Annotated in this window: 14 protein-coding genes and 1 pseudogene; 4 read left to right on the top strand and 11 right to left on the bottom strand. The window is 41.4% G+C overall.

Translation table 11 applies throughout. From position 1 onward, the window contains the following. Positions 1-120: 120 nt before the first annotated feature. From Q0541_RS13715 to metH, 10 genes and pseudogenes are all read right to left on the bottom strand, one after another. A pseudogene (locus Q0541_RS13715) lies at positions 121-785 on the bottom strand (TIGR04282 family arsenosugar biosynthesis glycosyltransferase). A 31-nt stretch (positions 786-816) separates the two neighbouring features. Further along, a complete protein-coding gene (locus Q0541_RS13710; RefSeq protein WP_298911139.1) occupies positions 817-1,374 on the bottom strand; it encodes a type II secretion system protein in 558 nt (185 codons plus the stop codon). Then, positions 1,352-2,428, bottom strand: a complete 1,077-nt coding sequence (locus Q0541_RS13705; protein ID WP_298911138.1) for a glycosyltransferase — start codon at positions 2,426-2,428, stop codon at positions 1,352-1,354. The genes Q0541_RS13710 and Q0541_RS13705 overlap by 23 nt, the downstream gene beginning before the upstream one ends. Position 2,429: 1 nt before the next feature. Next, a complete protein-coding gene (gene hpsE, locus Q0541_RS13700) occupies positions 2,430-3,422 on the bottom strand; it encodes a hormogonium polysaccharide biosynthesis glycosyltransferase HpsE (RefSeq protein ID WP_298911137.1) in 993 nt (330 codons plus the stop codon). Between the two features lie 21 nt (positions 3,423-3,443). Further along, on the bottom strand, positions 3,444-4,403 hold the full coding sequence (gene hpsE, locus Q0541_RS13695) for a hormogonium polysaccharide biosynthesis glycosyltransferase HpsE (protein WP_298911135.1): 960 nt from the start codon (positions 4,401-4,403) through the stop codon (positions 3,444-3,446). A gap of 148 nt (positions 4,404-4,551) precedes the next feature. Then, the gene (locus Q0541_RS13690; RefSeq protein ID WP_298911132.1) at positions 4,552-5,250 is read right to left on the bottom strand and encodes a Tfp pilus assembly protein FimT/FimU; all 699 of its coding nucleotides are present in this window, start codon (positions 5,248-5,250) and stop codon (positions 4,552-4,554) included. 29 nt (positions 5,251-5,279) lie between these two features. Further along, the gene (hpsC, locus tag Q0541_RS13685; protein ID WP_298911131.1) at positions 5,280-6,299 is read right to left on the bottom strand and encodes a hormogonium polysaccharide secretion pseudopilin HpsC; all 1,020 of its coding nucleotides are present in this window, start codon (positions 6,297-6,299) and stop codon (positions 5,280-5,282) included. 67 nt (positions 6,300-6,366) lie between these two features. Then, complete coding sequence (gene hpsB / locus Q0541_RS13680) at positions 6,367-7,089, bottom strand: hormogonium polysaccharide secretion pseudopilin HpsB (RefSeq protein WP_298911130.1); 723 nt, start codon at positions 7,087-7,089, stop codon at positions 6,367-6,369. A gap of 29 nt (positions 7,090-7,118) precedes the next feature. Continuing rightward, complete coding sequence (gene hpsA / locus Q0541_RS13675; protein WP_298911129.1) at positions 7,119-11,672, bottom strand: hormogonium polysaccharide biosynthesis protein HpsA; 4,554 nt, start codon at positions 11,670-11,672, stop codon at positions 7,119-7,121. 778 nt (positions 11,673-12,450) lie between these two features. Continuing rightward, a complete protein-coding gene (metH, locus tag Q0541_RS13670) occupies positions 12,451-15,981 on the bottom strand; it encodes a methionine synthase (protein ID WP_298911127.1) in 3,531 nt (1,176 codons plus the stop codon). A gap of 684 nt (positions 15,982-16,665) precedes the next feature. On the opposite strand from metH, the gene Q0541_RS13665 reads away from it, so the two are divergent. Further along, positions 16,666-17,292 carry a DUF4126 domain-containing protein gene (locus tag Q0541_RS13665; protein WP_298911124.1) on the top strand — a complete coding sequence of 209 codons (627 nt, stop codon included), beginning with the start codon at positions 16,666-16,668 and terminating at the stop codon, positions 17,290-17,292. Between the two features lie 16 nt (positions 17,293-17,308). Here Q0541_RS13665 and Q0541_RS13660 read toward each other — a convergent pair whose 3' ends face one another. Then, the gene (locus Q0541_RS13660; protein WP_298911122.1) at positions 17,309-17,509 is read right to left on the bottom strand and encodes a hypothetical protein; all 201 of its coding nucleotides are present in this window, start codon (positions 17,507-17,509) and stop codon (positions 17,309-17,311) included. Positions 17,510-17,632: 123 nt separating this feature from the next. On the opposite strand from Q0541_RS13660, the gene Q0541_RS13655 reads away from it, so the two are divergent. From Q0541_RS13655 to Q0541_RS13645, 3 genes are all read left to right on the top strand, one after another. Further along, on the top strand, positions 17,633-17,941 hold the full coding sequence (locus tag Q0541_RS13655) for a leucine-rich repeat domain-containing protein (RefSeq protein ID WP_298911120.1): 309 nt from the start codon (positions 17,633-17,635) through the stop codon (positions 17,939-17,941). Between the two features lie 12 nt (positions 17,942-17,953). Further along, positions 17,954-18,106 carry a hypothetical protein gene (locus Q0541_RS13650; protein WP_298911207.1) on the top strand — a complete coding sequence of 51 codons (153 nt, stop codon included), beginning with the start codon at positions 17,954-17,956 and terminating at the stop codon, positions 18,104-18,106. Between the two features lie 132 nt (positions 18,107-18,238). Next, positions 18,239-19,117 carry a peptidoglycan recognition family protein gene (locus Q0541_RS13645; RefSeq protein WP_298911118.1) on the top strand — a complete coding sequence of 293 codons (879 nt, stop codon included), beginning with the start codon at positions 18,239-18,241 and terminating at the stop codon, positions 19,115-19,117. The last annotated feature ends 4 nt before the right edge of the window (positions 19,118-19,121 follow it).

Here is a 19,121-nt window from a genome sequence, read left to right as displayed (position 1 = left end):
TGGGGAGTAGAATCTCACTGAAGCTAGATTTAGATCCCCTACTTCTTGAAGAAGTCGGGAATCTAGGCAGCAACTTTTGCTTAAGTAAGTCCCATTCAGTTCTAAAGTTCGACTCATTTATTACCTTATCTTCCTCATCACCCTCATCTCCCCTGCAAGGGCTTGTTCCCAAATCGGCAGATCCTCAGATCGGTCAACATCAGCTAAAAGCGACAAGTTCACATGTGATAAATTGAGTTTCTGGGCAATGTCCACAGTTTTCTGGAATACTTGAGCAGTTCCCCACTCGATGTTAACGAATAACTCCGGGATGGGTTGGCGCAAACCAATTAAGTAATATCCATCATTAATCGCAGGACTAAGTATGACGTCAAAGGTGTGTAACTTCTCAAACACTGTTGCTAGAATCTGGGCATTCACTCCAGGACAATCTGTGCCGATGATAATTACTTTTTCTGCTTCAAATACAAAAGCATTTCTAAGCGATCGCGCCATCCGCAAACTGTCGATCCCCTTCACCTTGAAACTGGTAAACCAAATCTAACTCCAGCCAGTCCTGCATGAGTTGCGAATCGCCACCTGCAAATCGCACTTCCACAGATATGGCAATGGCTTTTTGCAATTCTTATAACCTGAAATATTGTATATTCAGTCATCTGGCGTTGAAGATTGGCAGCACTAATATATGCCAAAGCAGGTATCAATCAGATTTTTGTCTTACCTGATTCTGGATAACGGGTGAAAATAATCAGGTGCTTTTTTGGGTTTGCTGGAAAGTTCAGCACGCAATATTTATTTGAATAAACTAAAAATATCTTAATAGCAATACTTGTTGTCTTTAGCTGTAGCATGATCTTTGCCCATTCGCTTTCCTCCTAAAATCGTAGAAACAATCACACAACGCTTAACTTTACCACCATGCTTACTGGATAATGTTATCTGTCCTAGCGGTGGCTTACTGACATTACCTCTGTAATCAAATTGGATTTGCTTGATGCCATTTGATTGTGGTAGGGTTGTTTCCTGATCATCTAAGTGCACATTGGAATCTAGGTTATTCCAGTTAGCAGCAGATGGGTTTACTGTAGCAGGATGAACCGCCCATTGAACGATACTGTTTTGTTCACGAAAGCTGGCTTGCCAAGTCAATTTTTCCTTGGTAGCTTGCCTTTGGGCTTGGTGCATAGCAAGGTGAACTTTGTTTTGGGCAGTGTTGAGGCTTTGAGTGTCCACAAAAGCTAGCCAGTTGGGTATTTCCAGCGTAGCTAATATACCAATTAATACAATAACTACTAACATCTCTGGTAAGGTAAAACCACTGTTATAGTGCTTATTCAAGAGATTTTTTGCGTTAACTAGAGATCGTAAATGCATCTAGGTATCCATTTTTGTTTTCTGGTCGGTTTTTAGCTACCCAGATGTTGAGCAATGTTTCAGTTTCTTGGCTTCTTACTTCGCGTCGATTAGTAATACTGTAGAGTAAGGTGGGTAAGATAAAAATTATGATAATTTTCAATAACAATTTTAAGGTGAAATTTATATTCTGAAGTCTTGAAGGGTCGTTAATAAAATACTTCCACAGAAATCTAGCAGCAGCTATAGCTTTTTGTTGATTAAACGGCTCTTGTAGGGCTTTGCAGGTCAAGTATTTATATAAATTTGCTAGGCTTATATTCCAACTATGCTTAAGTGTCGTTCGCGTAGCGTCTCGTAGAGATGGTCTTACCTTGTACGCTCTCTCAAGCAATTGTAAGCAGGCTTTTTCCTGCCTGACAAGATTGGAAGAAACTGAATTATAACTTATGCGATATAAGATTTGTACAGATGGTACACATATAAAATCAAATTTAGAGGCTAATCGCAGCCACATATCCCAATCTTGAGCTGCACTTAGAGATTCGTCAAAGCCACCTAATGTAATTAAAGCTTTTCTACAAATTAAGGGATTGGAACCATTCTCTAAAAAGTTATTTATTAACAAATTTTCATAAACATTTCCATTAACATTAATGCGCTTGCCTAAAAGTAAGAATTTACCATTTGCATTAATATAATCAGTCCAACTGTAAGCAACTTTCGTAGTAACATTTTCTTGCAGAGCTTTTAACTGACACTGAAGTTTATCAGGTGTCCAAAGATCATCTGCATCTAAAAAACTAACAAATTCTCCAACTGCATGGTCTAGCCCTCGGTTACGGCTGACGTTTCCGCCAGCATTGGAATATGAAAACACTTTTATTCGTGAGTCTTGGATTTGTGTCACAACTTCTAAAGTTGAGTCTTGTGAACCATCATTTATTATAATTAATTCAAAGTTAGTAAAAGTTTGATTTAAAGCAGACTGAATTGTGTGCTTAATAGTCTTTTCACTATTATAAGCGGGGATGATTACAGAAATTTTTGGTAAATTTTTGCTGGTTCTCATCATTTTATAGAGCTAATTTATTTTTTAATGCTCTGCCTAAATTACATTTTAAGTAGTAAAGAGGACTTATCATACTAGCCAAGTAAAACTCCACCTCAAAAAGTGCAATTAGATTATTTTTCAATTGCCCTCTATACTGAATGAAGTGCTGTAATGCTCGGCGTAAATTTCCTAAAATAGTTTTCACAAACACTATTGGTTTTTGCCAATTTTTAGTATTTATCAAGCGTAACTGGAAAATACACAAGCCACAGCCGCGTGCCAGAGTTAAGAGGTAATCTTTCTCAAGTCGCCAATGTGGTATTTGATGATAAGTATGCATGGTAGGGTTATACCAAATTTGCCAACCTGCATAATGTATGTAAAGCAATGGTTCATAGTCATCACCCTGCACCAAAATACCAGGCAACTTCCCGCTTAAATTAGGCCGTTGTGGTACATTTTCACACCATACTTTTTTCCGAACAACAAGCGCCGCCCCAGGAGGAAGTCTTAAATTATCAGCATCAAATAAATGTGGATTTGAGCCATGTTCTCTGATAGCTAAAAAAGCTTGAATTCTTTCAAAATTTTCTGGCGGCTTTACTTCAAAATCTCCATGAATCTGTCCACTCCAAGCACCTGCTTGAGGATGCCCTAATCCAAAGGTATATGCTTCCGATAACCAATCAGGTGCAGGTAAGTTATCATCATCTAGAAATGCAATTAGCTGCCCTCTAGCTTCACGTACTGCCCGCAGTCGTGCAAAAGCGGCTCCCTGTTCGGTTTCTAAAAAATATCTGAAATGACAGTTTCCATCATATATTTTTTGGTAATTCTGGATTATTTCAGATGTATTATCAGAACTATTGTTATCCACAATAATAATTTCCCAGTTAAGTTTTTCTACTCCTGTCTGGGTTAATAGCTTATCCAAAATTCTAGGTAAACGGGTTGCTCCATTATATGTAGGAATGGCTACGCTAATGTCTAAACTTTCAACTACTAATTTAGTCATAATACCTAACTTTTTGATAATTTATTTTTTAAAATATCCATTTTTCCAAAGATAAAAAGGACTCATGAAACTACTTAAAAAAAGTTCCATTTCACAAGCAACTACTAAATCATGTTTTAGCTTAGTTCGATATTTGAGTAAGTGTAAAGTTATTTTACGCAGATCATTAATCATATAAGATAAAAGAGCAATTGGTCTATACACCTGTTTTATGTTAACCATTCTCGTTACATAACGGCTAAGTCCAATACCTCTAAAAAACGGAATCAAATAATCTTTTTGTAACCGAAAAGTTGGGATTTTGTGAGAAATTTCCATTTCTGGGTTATACCAAATCTCCCATCCTGATTTTTGGATGTAAGACAACATTTCTAAGTCTTCACTGGTAAGCATATTGCCTTTAACTCTCCCAGTTAAAATAGACTTCTCTGGTACACTTTTAGCCCAAGCTTGTCTACGGACAACAAGTCCGGCAGAGGGAGGTAGTAATTTTTTGGCTGCTTCATATAATAGCGGTAAATTACCTCGCTCTGTAATTGCCAAGAATGGAGCAATTCGCTGAAAGTTTTCTGGTGGTTCTACTTCCCAGTCAGGGTGAATTTGACTGCCATAAGCTCCTGCCTTGGGATACTTTTCACCAAAAGCAACAGCTTGGGATACCCAATTTGATGCTGGGTAGTTGTCATCATCTAGAAAACCTATGAATCTACCTTCAGCTTGTTGCACTGCCCTTTTTCGGGCATAAGCTGCTCCCTGTCGCGCTTCAAAGCAATACTTTAAAGGGTAAGGACACTGCCAATTTTGTTGATAGGTTTGAACAACTTTAGCTGTATTATCAGTGCTGTTATTGTCTACAACTATAATTTCCCAAAATAAATTTTCGGTGTGAAGTTGGTTTTTTAGTCGCTCTAGTAGTTCAGGCAAACGACTTTCACCGTTATAAGTTGGGATAGCTACAGTAAAGTCAAGGTTTTCAGTCATTTGACAAAAGTTACATTTTATTAGGGCGATTTTTCAGGTATTAAAATCAGAAAACTGCACTAGATATTACAATTTTGCTCTCAAAGTGCAGTTTTCCGTACCGTATTTATATGGAATTTTTTATAGGTTTTGCTACCAAAAAAATTATTTAATTGCTGCACGCAGTGTCTTTCGCTGTTCGCATTCCCCCAAGGAGAGTTTCCACAATGACACAGCGTTTAAATGCACCAGCTTCAGTAGTTCCTGTTTTGGGTGCAGCTACCATCACTTTTAAAGGTGTATTAGCATCACTACCGTCAGACTTATGTGCCAAAACACCCATGTAGTCAAAAGTAATAATGCCGATTCCTGGTGTAGTCTCAACTATGTTACCAGTGGTATTTTTTGTATTAGAAGCAGAAATATTAGTATACAGTAGAACTTGCCCTGGATTAGACGCCATATCCTCGCCTAAAGACTTCCACACAACACCTGAAGTCGGTGTAACAGCACCCTGATAAATAAGGAACTTCGGAAGGTTGTCTTCAACTTTGAAGCTGACACTATAGCTAAGTTTTTTGTTTTTAGCTTGGCGTTGTGCTTCTTGCAGTGCGGCTAAAACGGCGTCATTAGCCTTATTTACCTGCTGTCGATTTACAAAGGCAACCCAACCAGGAGCTGCGATCGCTGCTAAAATTCCGATCATCAGAATTACTATGAGTAATTCCAGCAAGCTAAAGCCAGCATCTTGTTGGTTGTATCCAGAAGCATAGCGCAGCCTGTTAATTAGATATTGGTGTTTACTGGTTTCATTTCTACTGTTTAGGTTAAATAACTTCAAACTTAACTTTTCCATAATGGCTGCCATTAAGTAATCCTTTGAACTTCAGCATTTATCTATTTAGTAAATAAGTATCCACGTCCCTGTACTCGTATATTTGCATTTGGAAAATAAGTTTTGCTGCTATCTTTATAATTAAGGTTATCGTTTTGTAAGCGTGCGAGTGCATTACCTCGTAAAAATACTTGTGCTGTTGTATTAGCTTTATCAATACAGGCAGAAAAACTGGTCATTTTACCCGTAGCGCGAGTATTAAAGCTGGTTATTTCTTGTGGTACTTGTGCCCATATAGGGAGGACAGGACTAGGGGGGTTAGGGGGGCATGTTACTGGTAGCGCTGCTGGCACATCGTCATTTTTGGTTTGATCAATAAAGTCAACAAGTACTGTAGTATCGGCAGTGTAACTTGCTGTAGCTTTTGTCCAAGCATTCATCTTTTGTGTTATCGTGCCTGCTCCATCGAGTTTAAATAAAGCAAAACCTGGATCAGGACAGTGACCGGTTATATACTTCCCACAAGTTGCTGTACTGCTGGGATCTGCTACACCATCCCTAATTTGCCATCGGGCGATACGAGCAGCGTTAGACCAAGTAGTACTAGTGTCTTTAATTAAATAGTAGGCAACTAATGAGTAAACAAAAGTATCATCTTTTTGAGTGCCTGTAATTGTAATTGCTTTACTAACTAATTCTCGTTTCCAAAAGACAAGCACAGGAACTCTATCTGTTGCAGTTGGGCTAGGTAGTTGATTCGTACTTGCGTTTGGGCAAGTATTAGTATCAGCAGTACCGGTTAGACAACCAATTCCAGTAGCATCATAAATATAGATTGCCTGTTGTAAATCACGGGCAATGTAATCTAGTGCAGCTTGAATTTCTTGCTCAGAATTTGCCTTGGCTTGTTCCTTTCGATCAGTGTCCAGAATATTGATCATGAATCCTAGCAACGGCGTGATGATCAGGAACGCCATGATCATGCCTACCAACAATTCAATTAGGGTAAAACCATCAACTTGCTTAATGCGCTTGGAGCGGTTCAGCTGTTTAGTGAGCAGAAATTTTAGTGCCCTTATCATACTGCGGTATTCTCTTTGCTAATAGATGCACAGCGATCGCTCGCATAATATGAACTTGCCCAGTTTTTTATTGGCAAGTTTGATTTGTTGCAGTACCCAGTCGTTGACATAAAGCCTGAAATGTAGTGGTACTGTTGCCGATGTCGGTTGTCATTTCAATTAATGGTGCTTTGCGGCTACCTAATCCACCAGTGAAAGGTGTTTGTGTGTTTTTAGTATCAACAGTGCTGGCTGTTAAGGGAAAGTCAGCATCTGCTCGATAAACCCTAATTCCCAGACGATAGCCATCGTTTACCCCAGTACTTTGGACAATTCGACCAGCCTGAATATAAAATAAATCGCTAGTACAATCGGGCGGATTTAGCTGACCATTTTTGTTAAAACAATACAGACCAGTTGCTGATGTGGGAGCAGCCATATTTGTAGTGTTAATTAAATAGTCTTGTGGTCTACCTGTTACGGCTGGTGTAGCTGGTGTAGCTGCTGTAGCTGCTACAGCAGCTACATCTGAAATGCGTCTGGGCGCAGCTGATGTAGGAGCAGCAAGTGTAATAACTGTACTTGGCGCTGTAATAGCTCCAGTTCTGATACCATCAATGAATGTTTTTGCCGCTTGGGTTGAAAGCTCCACCCGTCGAGACTGAACTCGCGTTGCTGTTGCCAAGACGATTACAGGTGCGATCGCTGTTAGTAAAATAGCAACTACGAGTAGTGCTATCAGTGACTCAATGATCGTAAAACCAGACTCACCTGATGGTTGAGTTACTTGCTGTGGTTTGGGCTTAATCATAGTTACTCACCGTTTCTAGAAATTAAAGATTAACTACAGCTACGTTGATCGGCATCGACGGCATAAGTAGTGTTATCTGAGGCTTTTTTGGCACACAACAACGTTTGCACCCATGCGTCATCTCGACCAACTTCCCGGAAATACTCATTGGGTCTGTCATCTGGCGTTATCGCTAATTTTTGTGAAAATGCGTCTGGTGATTGCGACAGCAAACCGACATCATAACCCCACTTCCGTTTGGGAGCCAGGTAAAAAGGTACTTGACCATTAGAATTAGCGATCGGATATGCTGCCAGAGATGAGCCATTTAAGTATGCTACAAATGGTGCAGTAGCATAGACACTACGAGTTCTTTGGATAAAAGAACCGTTAATTATAGCTGGAATAGCTGCGTTTAAGTCACTAGTTGGGTTCCAATTTTCCAGGAAACGGACAAAGTTGTGTAAACCACCATTATCTTCTGTAGGACGAGCTGGGGTGTCTCCGCCTGCTGCTGCTAGGTTGAAGGTAGTAGATGTTGCTTGTTGCATCCAGTTACTATCCTGTGTATTGCTAGGACCTATTCTGCTAGTTGATGTTGGTGATGCACTTTCATCAGTGCCGAAAGCCACTTGAATTTGTAAAACTGGCGATAAAATTGGTTGATCGCTTGTACCTGAGCCTAGAGTAACCTTTGGCGGTTTAGTATCGTCATTAGGAGTAGTTGTTTGGAACCATAGAGCATTATCTTTGGAATCTGGCCTATTGGTAGAATCAAAACTACTCAATGGGAATTGAGTTATTGCGCCGTCCTTGATACCTATAATGGTTGGTTTATTACTATCAACTGTGAGTACTCCAGCTGCATTACGGAGAAAGGCAACACGTCGAGGATAGGCAAGATATTTAGAATCAGTCGGTAATATTGCTGTTGTACCTGCTTTATGGGTAGCAATAAGAAAATTTCCAGTAGCATCAGAGGCTCTTAGACCACCATCAGCGGGTACTGTTACGTACCAATCAGTACCCGGATTGCAAGCTGAAACAGGTAGTTTCGGGCAAACCTCCATTAAATACTCTGGGGCATTTCTCCTTCGCTGGATGGGTGTAACAAAGTTATTTAAGTAAGAACTACCTTGAGTACCACTAGCTGTAGTATCAAGGTCTTTGGGCAAGCCGTCAGTACCATACCAAGCAGCATTGATGACATTAGTATTGTTGGTATCAAACCCATTTTTCTTAAATCCGTGAATAACGGGAGTAGCAACAGTATCACCGATAATGGAACTAGTATCCCCCAAGTTATTATTCAGGTCATAGTCTCCATCATTGCGGTAGCCCCACGTGAAGTTATTAGAAAGAAGTGTGATCGCATCTGACAACACGCTGGCAGGTCGCCATTCGTCTCCAGTGGTACAGTTTGGTAGTCTAGCATCACCAGTACGACAAGCAAAGTTTTTATTACGGTCTGATGCCGTGCGAGAGTAAAAATTGCTCAAATCACTAGTTAGAGCTGTATTAAACTCTTCTTGGGTATGTTTATTAAAGTCGCCTTTAATATATACAGGCAAGTTAGAAGCTAAAATCAAGCCTTTTTCTGCATCTCTGAAACTCTGAACACGCCAGATTGGGTTGCCATTGATTAACATGATGGCGTTGGGACGGCGAGTTGGGTCAAGTTTGAAGTCTACCGGGCTACTTGATTTTTGAGTATCTTCTTTGTTCTGTTTTTGTGTATCCGTGTCTGCTCCTGTAATGCCAGAAGCAGCACTCAAATCCAAAAGTGCATCATCACGAGTAGCGTAAATAATACCGCTATTGGGAATTAAGTATTCTTGTGGTGTTGTAGTGCGATAAGTTGTTGTCCGTAACTTACTAATGTCTAATACAGTGGCGCGAATTTCCAGAGGTTGGCGGGTTTCTTTGGCGAGTTCATAGTCTGTAGACGGGTTTGCTACAGTTCCAGTGCCATCTCCTACACCATCAGCGTTGGTGAATGTTTGTACACCTGGGGTGATGTTACCACTTGCATCTACATCTTTATGAATTGCCTTAATCTGCCTTGCATCTAAAAAAGCAGTTTCGTAAATTGCACCGTGAGGGATAACGCTAATATCTGGACTGCCGATAGTACCGTCTAATATTTGGATGGCACAAATAGCAGTATCAATGGCAGACTGCTCTGAGAGTAACAGTGTCTTAGAAGAAGCTATTTTTGACAGAGCCTTGCTCAGTACTTTATTTACCAACCGCCCATTGGGATACTTTAAACTAGCTTGGTAATCTAGTAAAGCTGAATAGTCAGAAACAGCCTTTGTTGGAGCTGCATAGACAATACCATTGTGGGAGTTGCCACCCACATTGTATGGAAGACCTACAAGGTTCTTAGCTGTAGTGCTATTAGTGGGGTCATAGTAACTACTTATACAAGCAATGGGTGCAGGATTTGTCGCACTGTAGCCACTAGCTTGGTAGTGATACACTGCTGTAGCCCGCATCCGTAAATATGGTTGAGTTGATACTTGGATTGTTGCGTTGTAGTCAAAACCGCCTATTATACCTCTAAGATCAGCGCTTGCTCCAACGGTAGCTGTTCCCGAAGGAACTGGCATCATATCTGACCAAATTCGGGTTGTAGCTGCGGTGAAGCTGGGACTACTAACAATCAAATTACTGGGCAAATAAATCCCTGCACCAGTCACTACCCGTAAGCCGCCTACAGGATCTTGAGGAGTAGTTGGTACTTTAGAAGCTGTTGATTCCCAATCTCCATCTCGGTCAACAGTTCCTAAATCAGCTAGTTGCTGTACACGACTGCGACGATTGCGAGTTCCAGTTCCGTCATCCCAGTTAATAGTTGTAATATTTTGGGTATCTGTGCTATCTGAACCAATAAATGTCGTTCCGTTCCACCACAATGCAGGTAGGTTATTACCAAGCAAAATGCGATCGCCAACGTATTGTTCTTTACCTAGTTTTTGCTGCTTAGTTGTTTCTGTAGCACTAGGTAACAGCTTAGAATTACTAACGTTAAGTGTTAAATTGGAATAATTAGTTTTAGTTTGACCATCAGTAGCATCAAAGGGATAAACCCAAGTGTCTGGTGGACGCAGTGAATCACCACTTCCTTGTAGCACCGTAGTTTTAAGATAAGTCCCTTCTGCATTTCCACCAAAGGGAATTTCACCATAAGGTACACGCCGTGTACGTTTTTTAAAATAAAGTCTTAGCTGGTTATCACGGATACTAGCTTGTTGCTCTGTGGAGGCAGTGGACGTAGTTAGATTTAATACTGTTAATTGCTTTGCAATGCCATCTTTGACTTCTTGTGGGTCAGTAGATGCAGCGTTATCAATCTGCCCATCTTTCAAGAGATTAATGCGCTTTTCATAAGCTAGACTATTGTAGGCAATATTCTTCGGTGCTTCCGTTACTGATTTGTTCTCTTTAACACCAAGACTTTGATTAGGATCAACTCCTTGCCCTTGGAATAAATGCACTCCAGTAGTGTTGTTGTAATCACCTTCAGCCGTGAAAGCACCTCCTGATAAATTGCCACCAACAACAATTTTGGCATTGTCATCATCATAAAAACAGGAATTTTTACTACTAACCTGATAAAGTGTAACAATTTGAGAATTACTACCGGTCAGGAAGTTACTATTAGTTAAAATCCTTCCATTTAGGTTAAATGTGGGACCAGGGGTAAGTTCTATATCATCGTCATAAACCACCGCATTGTTAACTAGCGCTAGTTGTACACGGTCTTGTTGATATTCTAAACTTGAAAAGCCTTTATTCCCTTGGAAAGCTTCGTATTTACCTGCATCACTTCCAGTCGCTGGTGGGTTAGTAATGGGAACATTAGCAGTGTAAACAAAAAAGCTTTTTTTCAGCTTACTAGCAATATTAACCCAGCCCGTATTCCCCACCAAACTAGCACTTGTTCCTAGAGTATCTTCACAACCGTTGCTTACACTACCAGAGGTCATGGGCGGTGTTCTGGCCTCTAGAGGATTTCTAGCGCGGCTGTATATGCCAGCAGTTATGGGCGGAGTTCGGAAGTAAATTCCATAAAGAGTATAGGTGTCAAATTTCCCATTATTATTTGTATCAACAGGGAACATCCATGCAGTTGGTAGTGGTGTTTCAGTGCCATAATTGATATTTAGTGGAGTTTCGTCTCCAAAAGTATATTCAGGCAAATTAGCAGTACTACTTAAGGTACTCTCTAAAACTGTATCTGAAGGTGTGGCTCGTGGCAGTCGGCGGTCATCAAATAGCTTGTCTAATTTTGCTCTAGCACGATCAATTGCTGGGGTAGCAGCGTTAAGCACAGCCTCATTCACACGGACATTACTAGCGTTTTTAGAGCGCTCAAAAGACCGAAACAAAATTGCAGTTGTTAACAGCACGACGACCAAAATTACCATCGCCACTGTTGGTAAAATAAAGCCAGCATTCACCGAACTGCGTCTTCTTTGAGTGCCAGAAATATTCCGCACTAGCCAAATGATTTGCTTGTTAATTGCAGATAAAAACTGCTTGCTAATTTGTCTGAAGGTTTTTTTAATTGCCTTGACTCGCTGACGTTTTCGAGACATAGCTGCTTCCCTGTCAAGTGGTTTCTAGTGGATTTTTGATTTTTTATTAAAATTGGTAATTTTGCCTAGAAATTAATTTTTCAGGCAAAATATGAAACTATATTTATGTAAATACTTCATCTGGTTTTACTAATTGCCAAATTAAGTAACTACAACAAAAGATAATTTATGAAAGTTATATCATTTATGACTTATTCATTTTCTCCACTAAACACTGATTTTTTGATAATTATTTAATCCAATTATATAAAGAATAAGAGCGTAATTTCACAGTAGAATTGCGGTAAATGTATTTTATTTTAAGGCAAATTTATGAAGATATTGTTAGCAGAGTAAGCTTATAATACCCACCTATTAAAGAAAAGATATCAGTTGAGTACAAAATAATCAGAGGTTCGGCTCAAATTATTGACTTTTCTAAGAGGATGTTTGAAAAGTCTTAAAGTATACTACTAAAAATCCCTTTCCAAACTTTTCCCCGAAAGGTCGAAAGGCTTTGAAGCCCCCCTTCCCTATAAGGGAAGGGGGGCTAGGGGGGTTAGGTTTAGGAGGCTACCAAAAATACTTTCCAAACATTCTTTTAACTTTTATATCTTTAAACTGGTACAAAAAAACTGATTTATTTCTGATTCCGGTTCCTTTTCCTTGATAAGCAGAGGGCTAGGGTAAGGTGAAGCGATAACTGTAAATGTTTATCCAGCCTTGAATTGCTCACAATATAATAACCTCACCCCGCCCTTCAGGCACCCCCCTCTTTGTTAAGGAGAGGGGATATAGATTAAGCGCTAAAGTATTTTGCTACTGGGTGGTAAGCAATAATCGCAGTGGTAGACTGTTCTGGATAAAGTTGTTCACTTTCATCCATATACAAGTTAATCCTGTCAGTCTTCAATAACTCCAGCTGCTTGTACTGATCTTGAATATTTGGGCAAGCTGGATACCCAAAGCTATATCGTGAACCACGATAACGTTGTGCTAATATATCACGAATATTGTCGGGTTCTTCAGCAGTAAAGCCTAACTCCCGGCGAATTCTTGCGTGTGTCCACTCAGCTACAGCCTCCGCCACCTGCACCGCCATCCCGTGGAAATACAGGTAATCTGTGTATTGATTGGCGGAAAACAGCTTTTGGGCGAACTCTGTTGCAATCTCCCCCACAGTTACCGCCTGCATTGGGAAGACATCAATAATTCCCGACTCCTTTGGTGCAAAGAAATCTGCTATGCACAGCCGCCTTAACGACCTTTGTCTGGGAAACTCGAAAGTTGCAACCTGTTGTGATTGGTTTTCTGAGTCATATATATGTAGAGAATTCCCCTCAGCTTGACAAGGGAAATACCCAAAAATCACCTGCGGATGCAACAGATTTTCCTCAAGAATCCGCTGTTTCCAATTTTCTAAAACTGGGTACACTTTCTCAGCTAAGAAAGCCTGATATTCTTCCTTAGATTGCTCCTTTGGTTTGCGGAATTGCCACTGTCCAGCAATCAAAGCTTGTAAATCTAAATGCCAGAATATTTCCTCAATGGGAATATCATTAGGCTGCAATAACTGCGTTCCCCAGAAAGGCGGTGTCGGGCGTTCAATATCTATCGCTACTGCTTCTGAATGCCGCGTATCCACATCTTTTGGTTCAGCAGATGCTATTTCCTTAGCAGTCGTAGTTACTGATTCTTTGTGACCATTTGTCGAAACTTCAGTAATTTCAACTTCGTTCAAAAATCCCTGCAAATCTTCCCAATTACCAGCAGCTTTAGCTGGCATTAATTTATCCATGAAGTGCAAGTCAGAAAAGGCATCTTTGCCATAAACAACCTTACCTTTGTAGGTTTGTTGGCAATCTTCATGCACAAATTTGGGAGTCAGCGCCGCACCACCTAAAATCACGGGGACGGTAATTCCTTTTTCGTTGAATATCTCCAAATTCTCTTTCATGAAGGCGGTGGATTTTACCAGCAAACCACTCATGGCAATACAATCAGCTTTGTGCTGTTCGTAAGCGTTGATGATGTTTTCCACTGGCTGCTTAATTCCCAGGTTAATTACCTTGTAGCCATTGTTGGACAAGATAATATCTACTAAGTTTTTACCAATATCGTGGACATCACCTTTCACCGTGGCAATAATAAAGCTTCCCTTGCCATTGTTGCCAGATTCTGACTTTTCCATGAACGGTTCTAGATACGCTACCGCCGCCTTCATGGTTTCCGCAGATTGCAAAACGAAGGGTAACTGTATTTGTCCTGAACCGAATAATTCCCCGACAACTTTCATGCCATCTAGCAGGAAGGTGTTGATAATTTCTAAGGGGGGATATTCTTCTAAGGCTTTTGTCAGATGTTCTTCTAAACCAATGCGTTCGCCGTCAATGATGTGACGCTTGAGACGTTCGGGGATGGGGAGACTTTCATCTAAGGAGCGATCGCGTTTTGTCGTCACCCCGGCAAATACTGTGGTAAGCTCTCCTAAGGGATCGTAAACGCAGACGTTACCCTCAAACTTCCGTTCGTCATAAATCAACTGGCGGCAGATTTCTTGATGGCGTTCTTCAATCTTAGACAACGGTAAAATCTTGTTAGCACTGACAATGGCTGCATCCATTCCCGCCGTCGTCGCCTCGTGCAAAAACACTGAGTTCAGCACCATCCGCGACGCTGGATTCAAACCAAAGGAAATATTAGAAACACCCAAAATCACATGACATCCAGGCAATCCTTCACGAATTCGCCGGATAGATTCAATTGTCGCCTTACCGTTTTCTCGGTCTTCTTCAATCCCGGTGGAAATGGGTAAAGCTAGGGTATCAAAGAAGATTTCGGTGGGAGGTATGCCATATTCTACAGCTTGACGGTATGCACGCTCTGCGATCGCAAACTTTTTATCTGCTGTCCGCGCCATCCCATCTTCATCGATAGTACCAATGACTACACCAGCACCGTACTTCTTCGCTAACTCCAGCACCTTCAAAAAGCGCGGTTCCCCGTCTTCGTAGTTGGTGGAGTTCAGCAAACACTTCCCACCAGCAACCTTTAAACCCGCCTCCATCTTTTCCCATTCGGTGGAGTCAAGCATTAAAGGTAATGTCACATTATTGACAATGCGCGAAACTAGTTCGTGCATATCCCGTACACCGTCACGTCCCACATAATCGACGTTGACATCAAGGATGTGTGCGCCTTCTTTTACTTGCGCCCTCGCCATTGAAACGAGTCCATCCCAATCTTCCGCATTTAACAAATCGCGGCACTTCTTGGAACCACTGGCGTTGAGACGTTCGCCAACAATCAAGAAGGAATTATCTTGGTCGTAGGGCTGAGTGGTGTAAATTGATGCAGCTGCTGGTTCTAAGCTAGGATGTCTAACTTTTGGCTTCAGGTCTTTAGCAACTTCTGCCAATTGTTGAATGTGTTCTGGACGCGTCCCACAGCAACCCCCAATCACTTGGACACCCAAATCTTCAACAAAATGCATCAGCGACATCCGTAATTCCAACGGTGTTAGGCGGTAGTGCGCTTGACCGCCGACGTTTTCAGGTAAACCCGCGTTGGGAATACAGGAAACGATAAAAGGTGAATGTTCTGCCAGATACTTGATATGTGGTTTCATCAAGTCTGGACCAGTGGCACAGTTTAGACCGAGAATGTCAATTGGGTAATGTTCCAGAATTGTCAGCACAGCGCTGATTTCGGAACCAACCAACATTGTGCCCATGCTTTCCATTGTCACAGACACCATCAACGGCCGGCGATCGCCTTTTTTGGCAAACACTTCTTCAATCCCATTCAGCGCCGCCTTAATTTGCAGCACATCTTGGCAAGTCTCCACCAGAAATAAATCGACACCACCATCCCACAGCGCTTCTGCTTGTTCAGCAAAAGTAGCTTTCATGGTGTCAAAGTCAATATGTCCCAAGGTAGGGAGTTTAGTTGTGGGGCCGATGGAACCTGCCACGAACCGGGGTTTTTCTGGCGTGGAAAATTCCGCCGCGACACGCTTCGCCAATTCGGCGGCTGTCTTGCTGAGGTAGTAGGCTTGGTCTGCCAAGTCATATTCTGCTAGCACCAGGGACGTACTGCCAAAGGTATCGGTTTCAATGACATCTGCACCAGCGGCGAGAAAGTCACGGTGAACCTTAGCGACAGCTTCGGGTTTAGTGTGGACTAAGTATTCGTTACAACCCTCATACTGTGGACCGCCGAAGTCTTCAGCAGTGAGATTTTGAGTTTGGAGGTTGGTTCCCATCGCCCCGTCGAAGACGAGGACTGGGCTATCAGGACTACGCAGGCGTTCAAGGAAAGGATGAGTCATATTTTCCTAGAATAAATGAGGAAATAAAGTGAGTCTTGTGATACTCCACTTACTTTATTATTTTCTCAAATTGTGATATTTTGGGCACTATTTAATAAAATCAGTTTTGCTAAAACTCACTATTCGCTCATTTTGACCTGATTTATCAAGGTTGGCGACGACAGAATTATGCAAAAGCGCGGTCATATTATGTCGCTTGATTGCTTATTAAACTCAAAGAACCCCACCCCGCCAAAGCTACGCTTTGTCTTTGATCCCCGCAAGCCTACGGTTTACACACAAGTCTGAAATAGCTGATTAACCAAGATTTTACCCCACCCTAACCCTCCCCTTATAAAGGGGAGGGAACCAAATTTCCTATTTCCCCCCTTTATAAGGGGGGATTAAGGGGGGTAATTCGACTTGTGTGTAAAATACCGTAGCCCCGCAAGCGAGGGGTTGGGGGCGGTCTACTACTATTTCTAAGATACAAGGTTGGGTTTTGTTCTTCAACGCAACCTACATTAGAGTTATTTTTTAGACAAAACCTACGCAGTATTGATACAAGTGGGGTTTGACTGATTCTACATATAGTCAGATGAAATATTTTCGCCAAGTTTATTATCTTAGGATCACAGCTGAGAGTTGTCACTCCGTTCAGCTCAAAGATGGAAAAAACATCAGGAGTATAACTTGAGTCCCACTATGGATTTAATTTCTTTGTTTAACCTAAATACATTTATTGAATTATTACTGGGGATTAGTTTGAGTGCGGCGGCTGGCTTTCGAGTATTTGTACCACTGCTAGCATTGAGTGTGGCTTCAGTTTTTGGACATTTTGATTTACCGACTGACTTTGATTGGCTGGAAACACCTCAAGCTGTAATTGTCTTTGCAGTCGCTTGTTCGCTGGAAATTACTGGTTATTACATTCCTTGGTTGGATCATCTGCTGGATATTGTTGCTACACCTGCGGCATTTATCGCCGGGACAATCGTAACAGCTTCTGTTGCTCCAGAGATGAATCCACTGGTGCAATGGACGTTAGCTTTAATTGCAGGTGGTGGAACCGCAGGATTAACTAAGGGATTAATGAATACATTGCGGATAAGTTCTACAGGCGTTTCAGGTGGATTAACCAATCCTGTTGTGTCAACTATTGAGTTGGTTATGGCAATCGCACTGTCTGTGCTGGCGCTAGCTTTACCAGTGGTAGCAGGAGTGATTGTAATTGGTTTTCTAATAATAGCTATTCAAAGAATCTGGAGTTTCTTCAATAAACCATCTTCTCAAACTAACGAAACCGTCTCTCCATCAAGAGAATTGGGATAAGTACTTATGGATTTTTTCATAGCTGCGACACCGAGTAGCCCGTCGTAGACATCGCAATTATAAAGCGATCGTAGTCGTAGGGTGTGTTAGCGCGAAAGCGTAACGCACCCTTTAATACTTGTGGACGAGTCTTTGATACTCGTGAATGAGTCTTTGATACTCGTGGATGAGTGAATGTTATTGCAAGGGATGCGATGTCTACGACGGGCTTATGCATCCTGCTAATTTAAATATTACAGCCCTTTCTACGCAGATAGAACACATTAATCTAGCCCCACTCCCCATAACCTGCGATACACTAATCTGGTAAATATCGCTACAAAGTTGGTGAGGTTTGCAGGTGACAAACGAAGAACTGTTGCAAATTATAGAAAAAGCTGCGAAGAAAAAGACAACGAAGCTATCCCTCAATAACAATCAACTCAGCAGCCTGCCGCCAGAAATCAGCCAACTCTCAAACTTGGAATGGCTAGACCTCTCTAACAATCAACTCAACAGCCTGACGCCAGAAATCAGCCAACTCTCCAACTTGAGAGGCATATACCTCAAGAACAATCCACAATTAAGCTCACCACCGCCTGAAATTGTTGAGCAGGGAACGGAGGCAATTTTGACCTATCTTCGAGCCAGGTTAGAAGCTAAAGGATAATATCTTTCTAAGCTGCTAGTAGTTGGTGAACAGGATGTGGGTAAAACATCTTTATTAAAAGCGCTACGCGATGAAGACTTTGATACCCACGAATCCACTACCCACGGCATTAAAATTAAATGGCTCGTAACAGCACTATTGCAGGGATTATCAAAGTATATTTAACTAGAATTAAGGTATTATAGCGATTATTATTTGGATACCATAAGCGGTAGGGGTTTACAGAAGTGCGCCTCTACAACTAACACGCCAGTTTAGCTATAAATTAATATCTACCGTTTTACGGCTATTAGAAAAATGAAGTTTACAGACTGGGCGACTAGGGTGCTACTAATCTGGCTGATGTTCGCCACTCTAATTGCAGTTCTGCTAATTGGACGAGCGACACAATTACACAATAATCCGATAACATACCATACATCCAATCCCCAGGTTACAGCCTGGAGTCAATATCCCCAGGCGCAATTTCAATCAGCGAAAGAGCCAGAAAAGAAATTTCAACGTGTTATCAAGTCCCCAGTCAAGATTAGCAAGCCTTTAGCAAGGTACGTAACCACTCAAGCTTTTGCACAGTACAGACCTAATTATCAAGTCGCTTCGGTTGACCCAACTAACTATGGAGAACGGTATGCCCAAGATGTTAACGGTGTAACTCTCAACAACCAACCGATTATCGTCCTCCATGAAACTGGTTATTCTGCTTCCAGCGCCATTAATTTCTTTCAAGTAGCCCATACTGATGAAAGCGTGCAAGCAAGTTACCACGCCTTAATCAAGTTAGACGGAACCGTGATTTATCTAGTACCGCCAGAAAAGCGAGCTTTTGGTGCAGCTAACTCAGTATTTGAGAGTCCAGGGGTAGTGGAAACTGTGCAGACTAATCCGAATTTGCCAGCGTCTGTAAATAATTTTGCTTATCACGTTTCTTTGGAAACACCGCCAGATAGTTATGACAGTAGCAGCCAAGAAACCCATAGCGGCTATACGGAAACTCAATATGATTCTCTTGCTTGGTTAATTGCTCAAAGTCAAGTCCCAGACGATCGCATTACTACCCATCATCTGGTAGACCGTTCTGGTAAAAAAGTTGACCCAATAAATTTTGATGGGAATAAATTTCTGGACTTACTTAATACTTATCGTCAGGTCAGACCAATCTATAGAGTAAGTAAATAAAAAG

This window comes from uncultured Nostoc sp. (assembly GCF_937863485.1).
Classification (GTDB): domain Bacteria; phylum Cyanobacteriota; class Cyanobacteriia; order Cyanobacteriales; family Nostocaceae; genus Nostoc.
Note: the sequence above shows the minus strand (reverse complement) of the source record. Positions and strands in the feature narration are given on the sequence as shown.

What these genes read in the sequence shown, in the direction of transcription:
- Q0541_RS13710 (WP_298911139.1), bottom strand. Translation starts at nt 1,374, where the DNA reads ATGCATTTACGATCTCTAGTTAACGCAAAAAATCTCTTGAATAAGCAC.
- Q0541_RS13705 (WP_298911138.1), bottom strand. Translation starts at nt 2,428, where the DNA reads ATGATGAGAACCAGCAAAAATTTACCAAAAATTTCTGTAATCATCCCC.
- hpsE (WP_298911137.1), bottom strand. Translation starts at nt 3,422, where the DNA reads ATGACTAAATTAGTAGTTGAAAGTTTAGACATTAGCGTAGCCATTCCT.
- hpsE (WP_298911135.1), bottom strand. Translation starts at nt 4,403, where the DNA reads ATGACTGAAAACCTTGACTTTACTGTAGCTATCCCAACTTATAACGGT.
- Q0541_RS13690 (WP_298911132.1), bottom strand. Translation starts at nt 5,250, where the DNA reads ATGGCAGCCATTATGGAAAAGTTAAGTTTGAAGTTATTTAACCTAAAC.
- hpsC (WP_298911131.1), bottom strand. Translation starts at nt 6,299, where the DNA reads ATGATAAGGGCACTAAAATTTCTGCTCACTAAACAGCTGAACCGCTCC.
- hpsB (WP_298911130.1), bottom strand. Translation starts at nt 7,089, where the DNA reads ATGATTAAGCCCAAACCACAGCAAGTAACTCAACCATCAGGTGAGTCT.
- hpsA (WP_298911129.1), bottom strand. Translation starts at nt 11,672, where the DNA reads ATGTCTCGAAAACGTCAGCGAGTCAAGGCAATTAAAAAAACCTTCAGA.
- metH (WP_298911127.1), bottom strand. Translation starts at nt 15,981, where the DNA reads ATGACTCATCCTTTCCTTGAACGCCTGCGTAGTCCTGATAGCCCAGTC.
- Q0541_RS13665 (WP_298911124.1), top strand. Translation starts at nt 16,666, where the DNA reads ATGGATTTAATTTCTTTGTTTAACCTAAATACATTTATTGAATTATTA.
- Q0541_RS13660 (WP_298911122.1), bottom strand. Translation starts at nt 17,509, where the DNA reads ATGCATAAGCCCGTCGTAGACATCGCATCCCTTGCAATAACATTCACT.
- Q0541_RS13645 (WP_298911118.1), top strand. Translation starts at nt 18,239, where the DNA reads ATGAAGTTTACAGACTGGGCGACTAGGGTGCTACTAATCTGGCTGATG.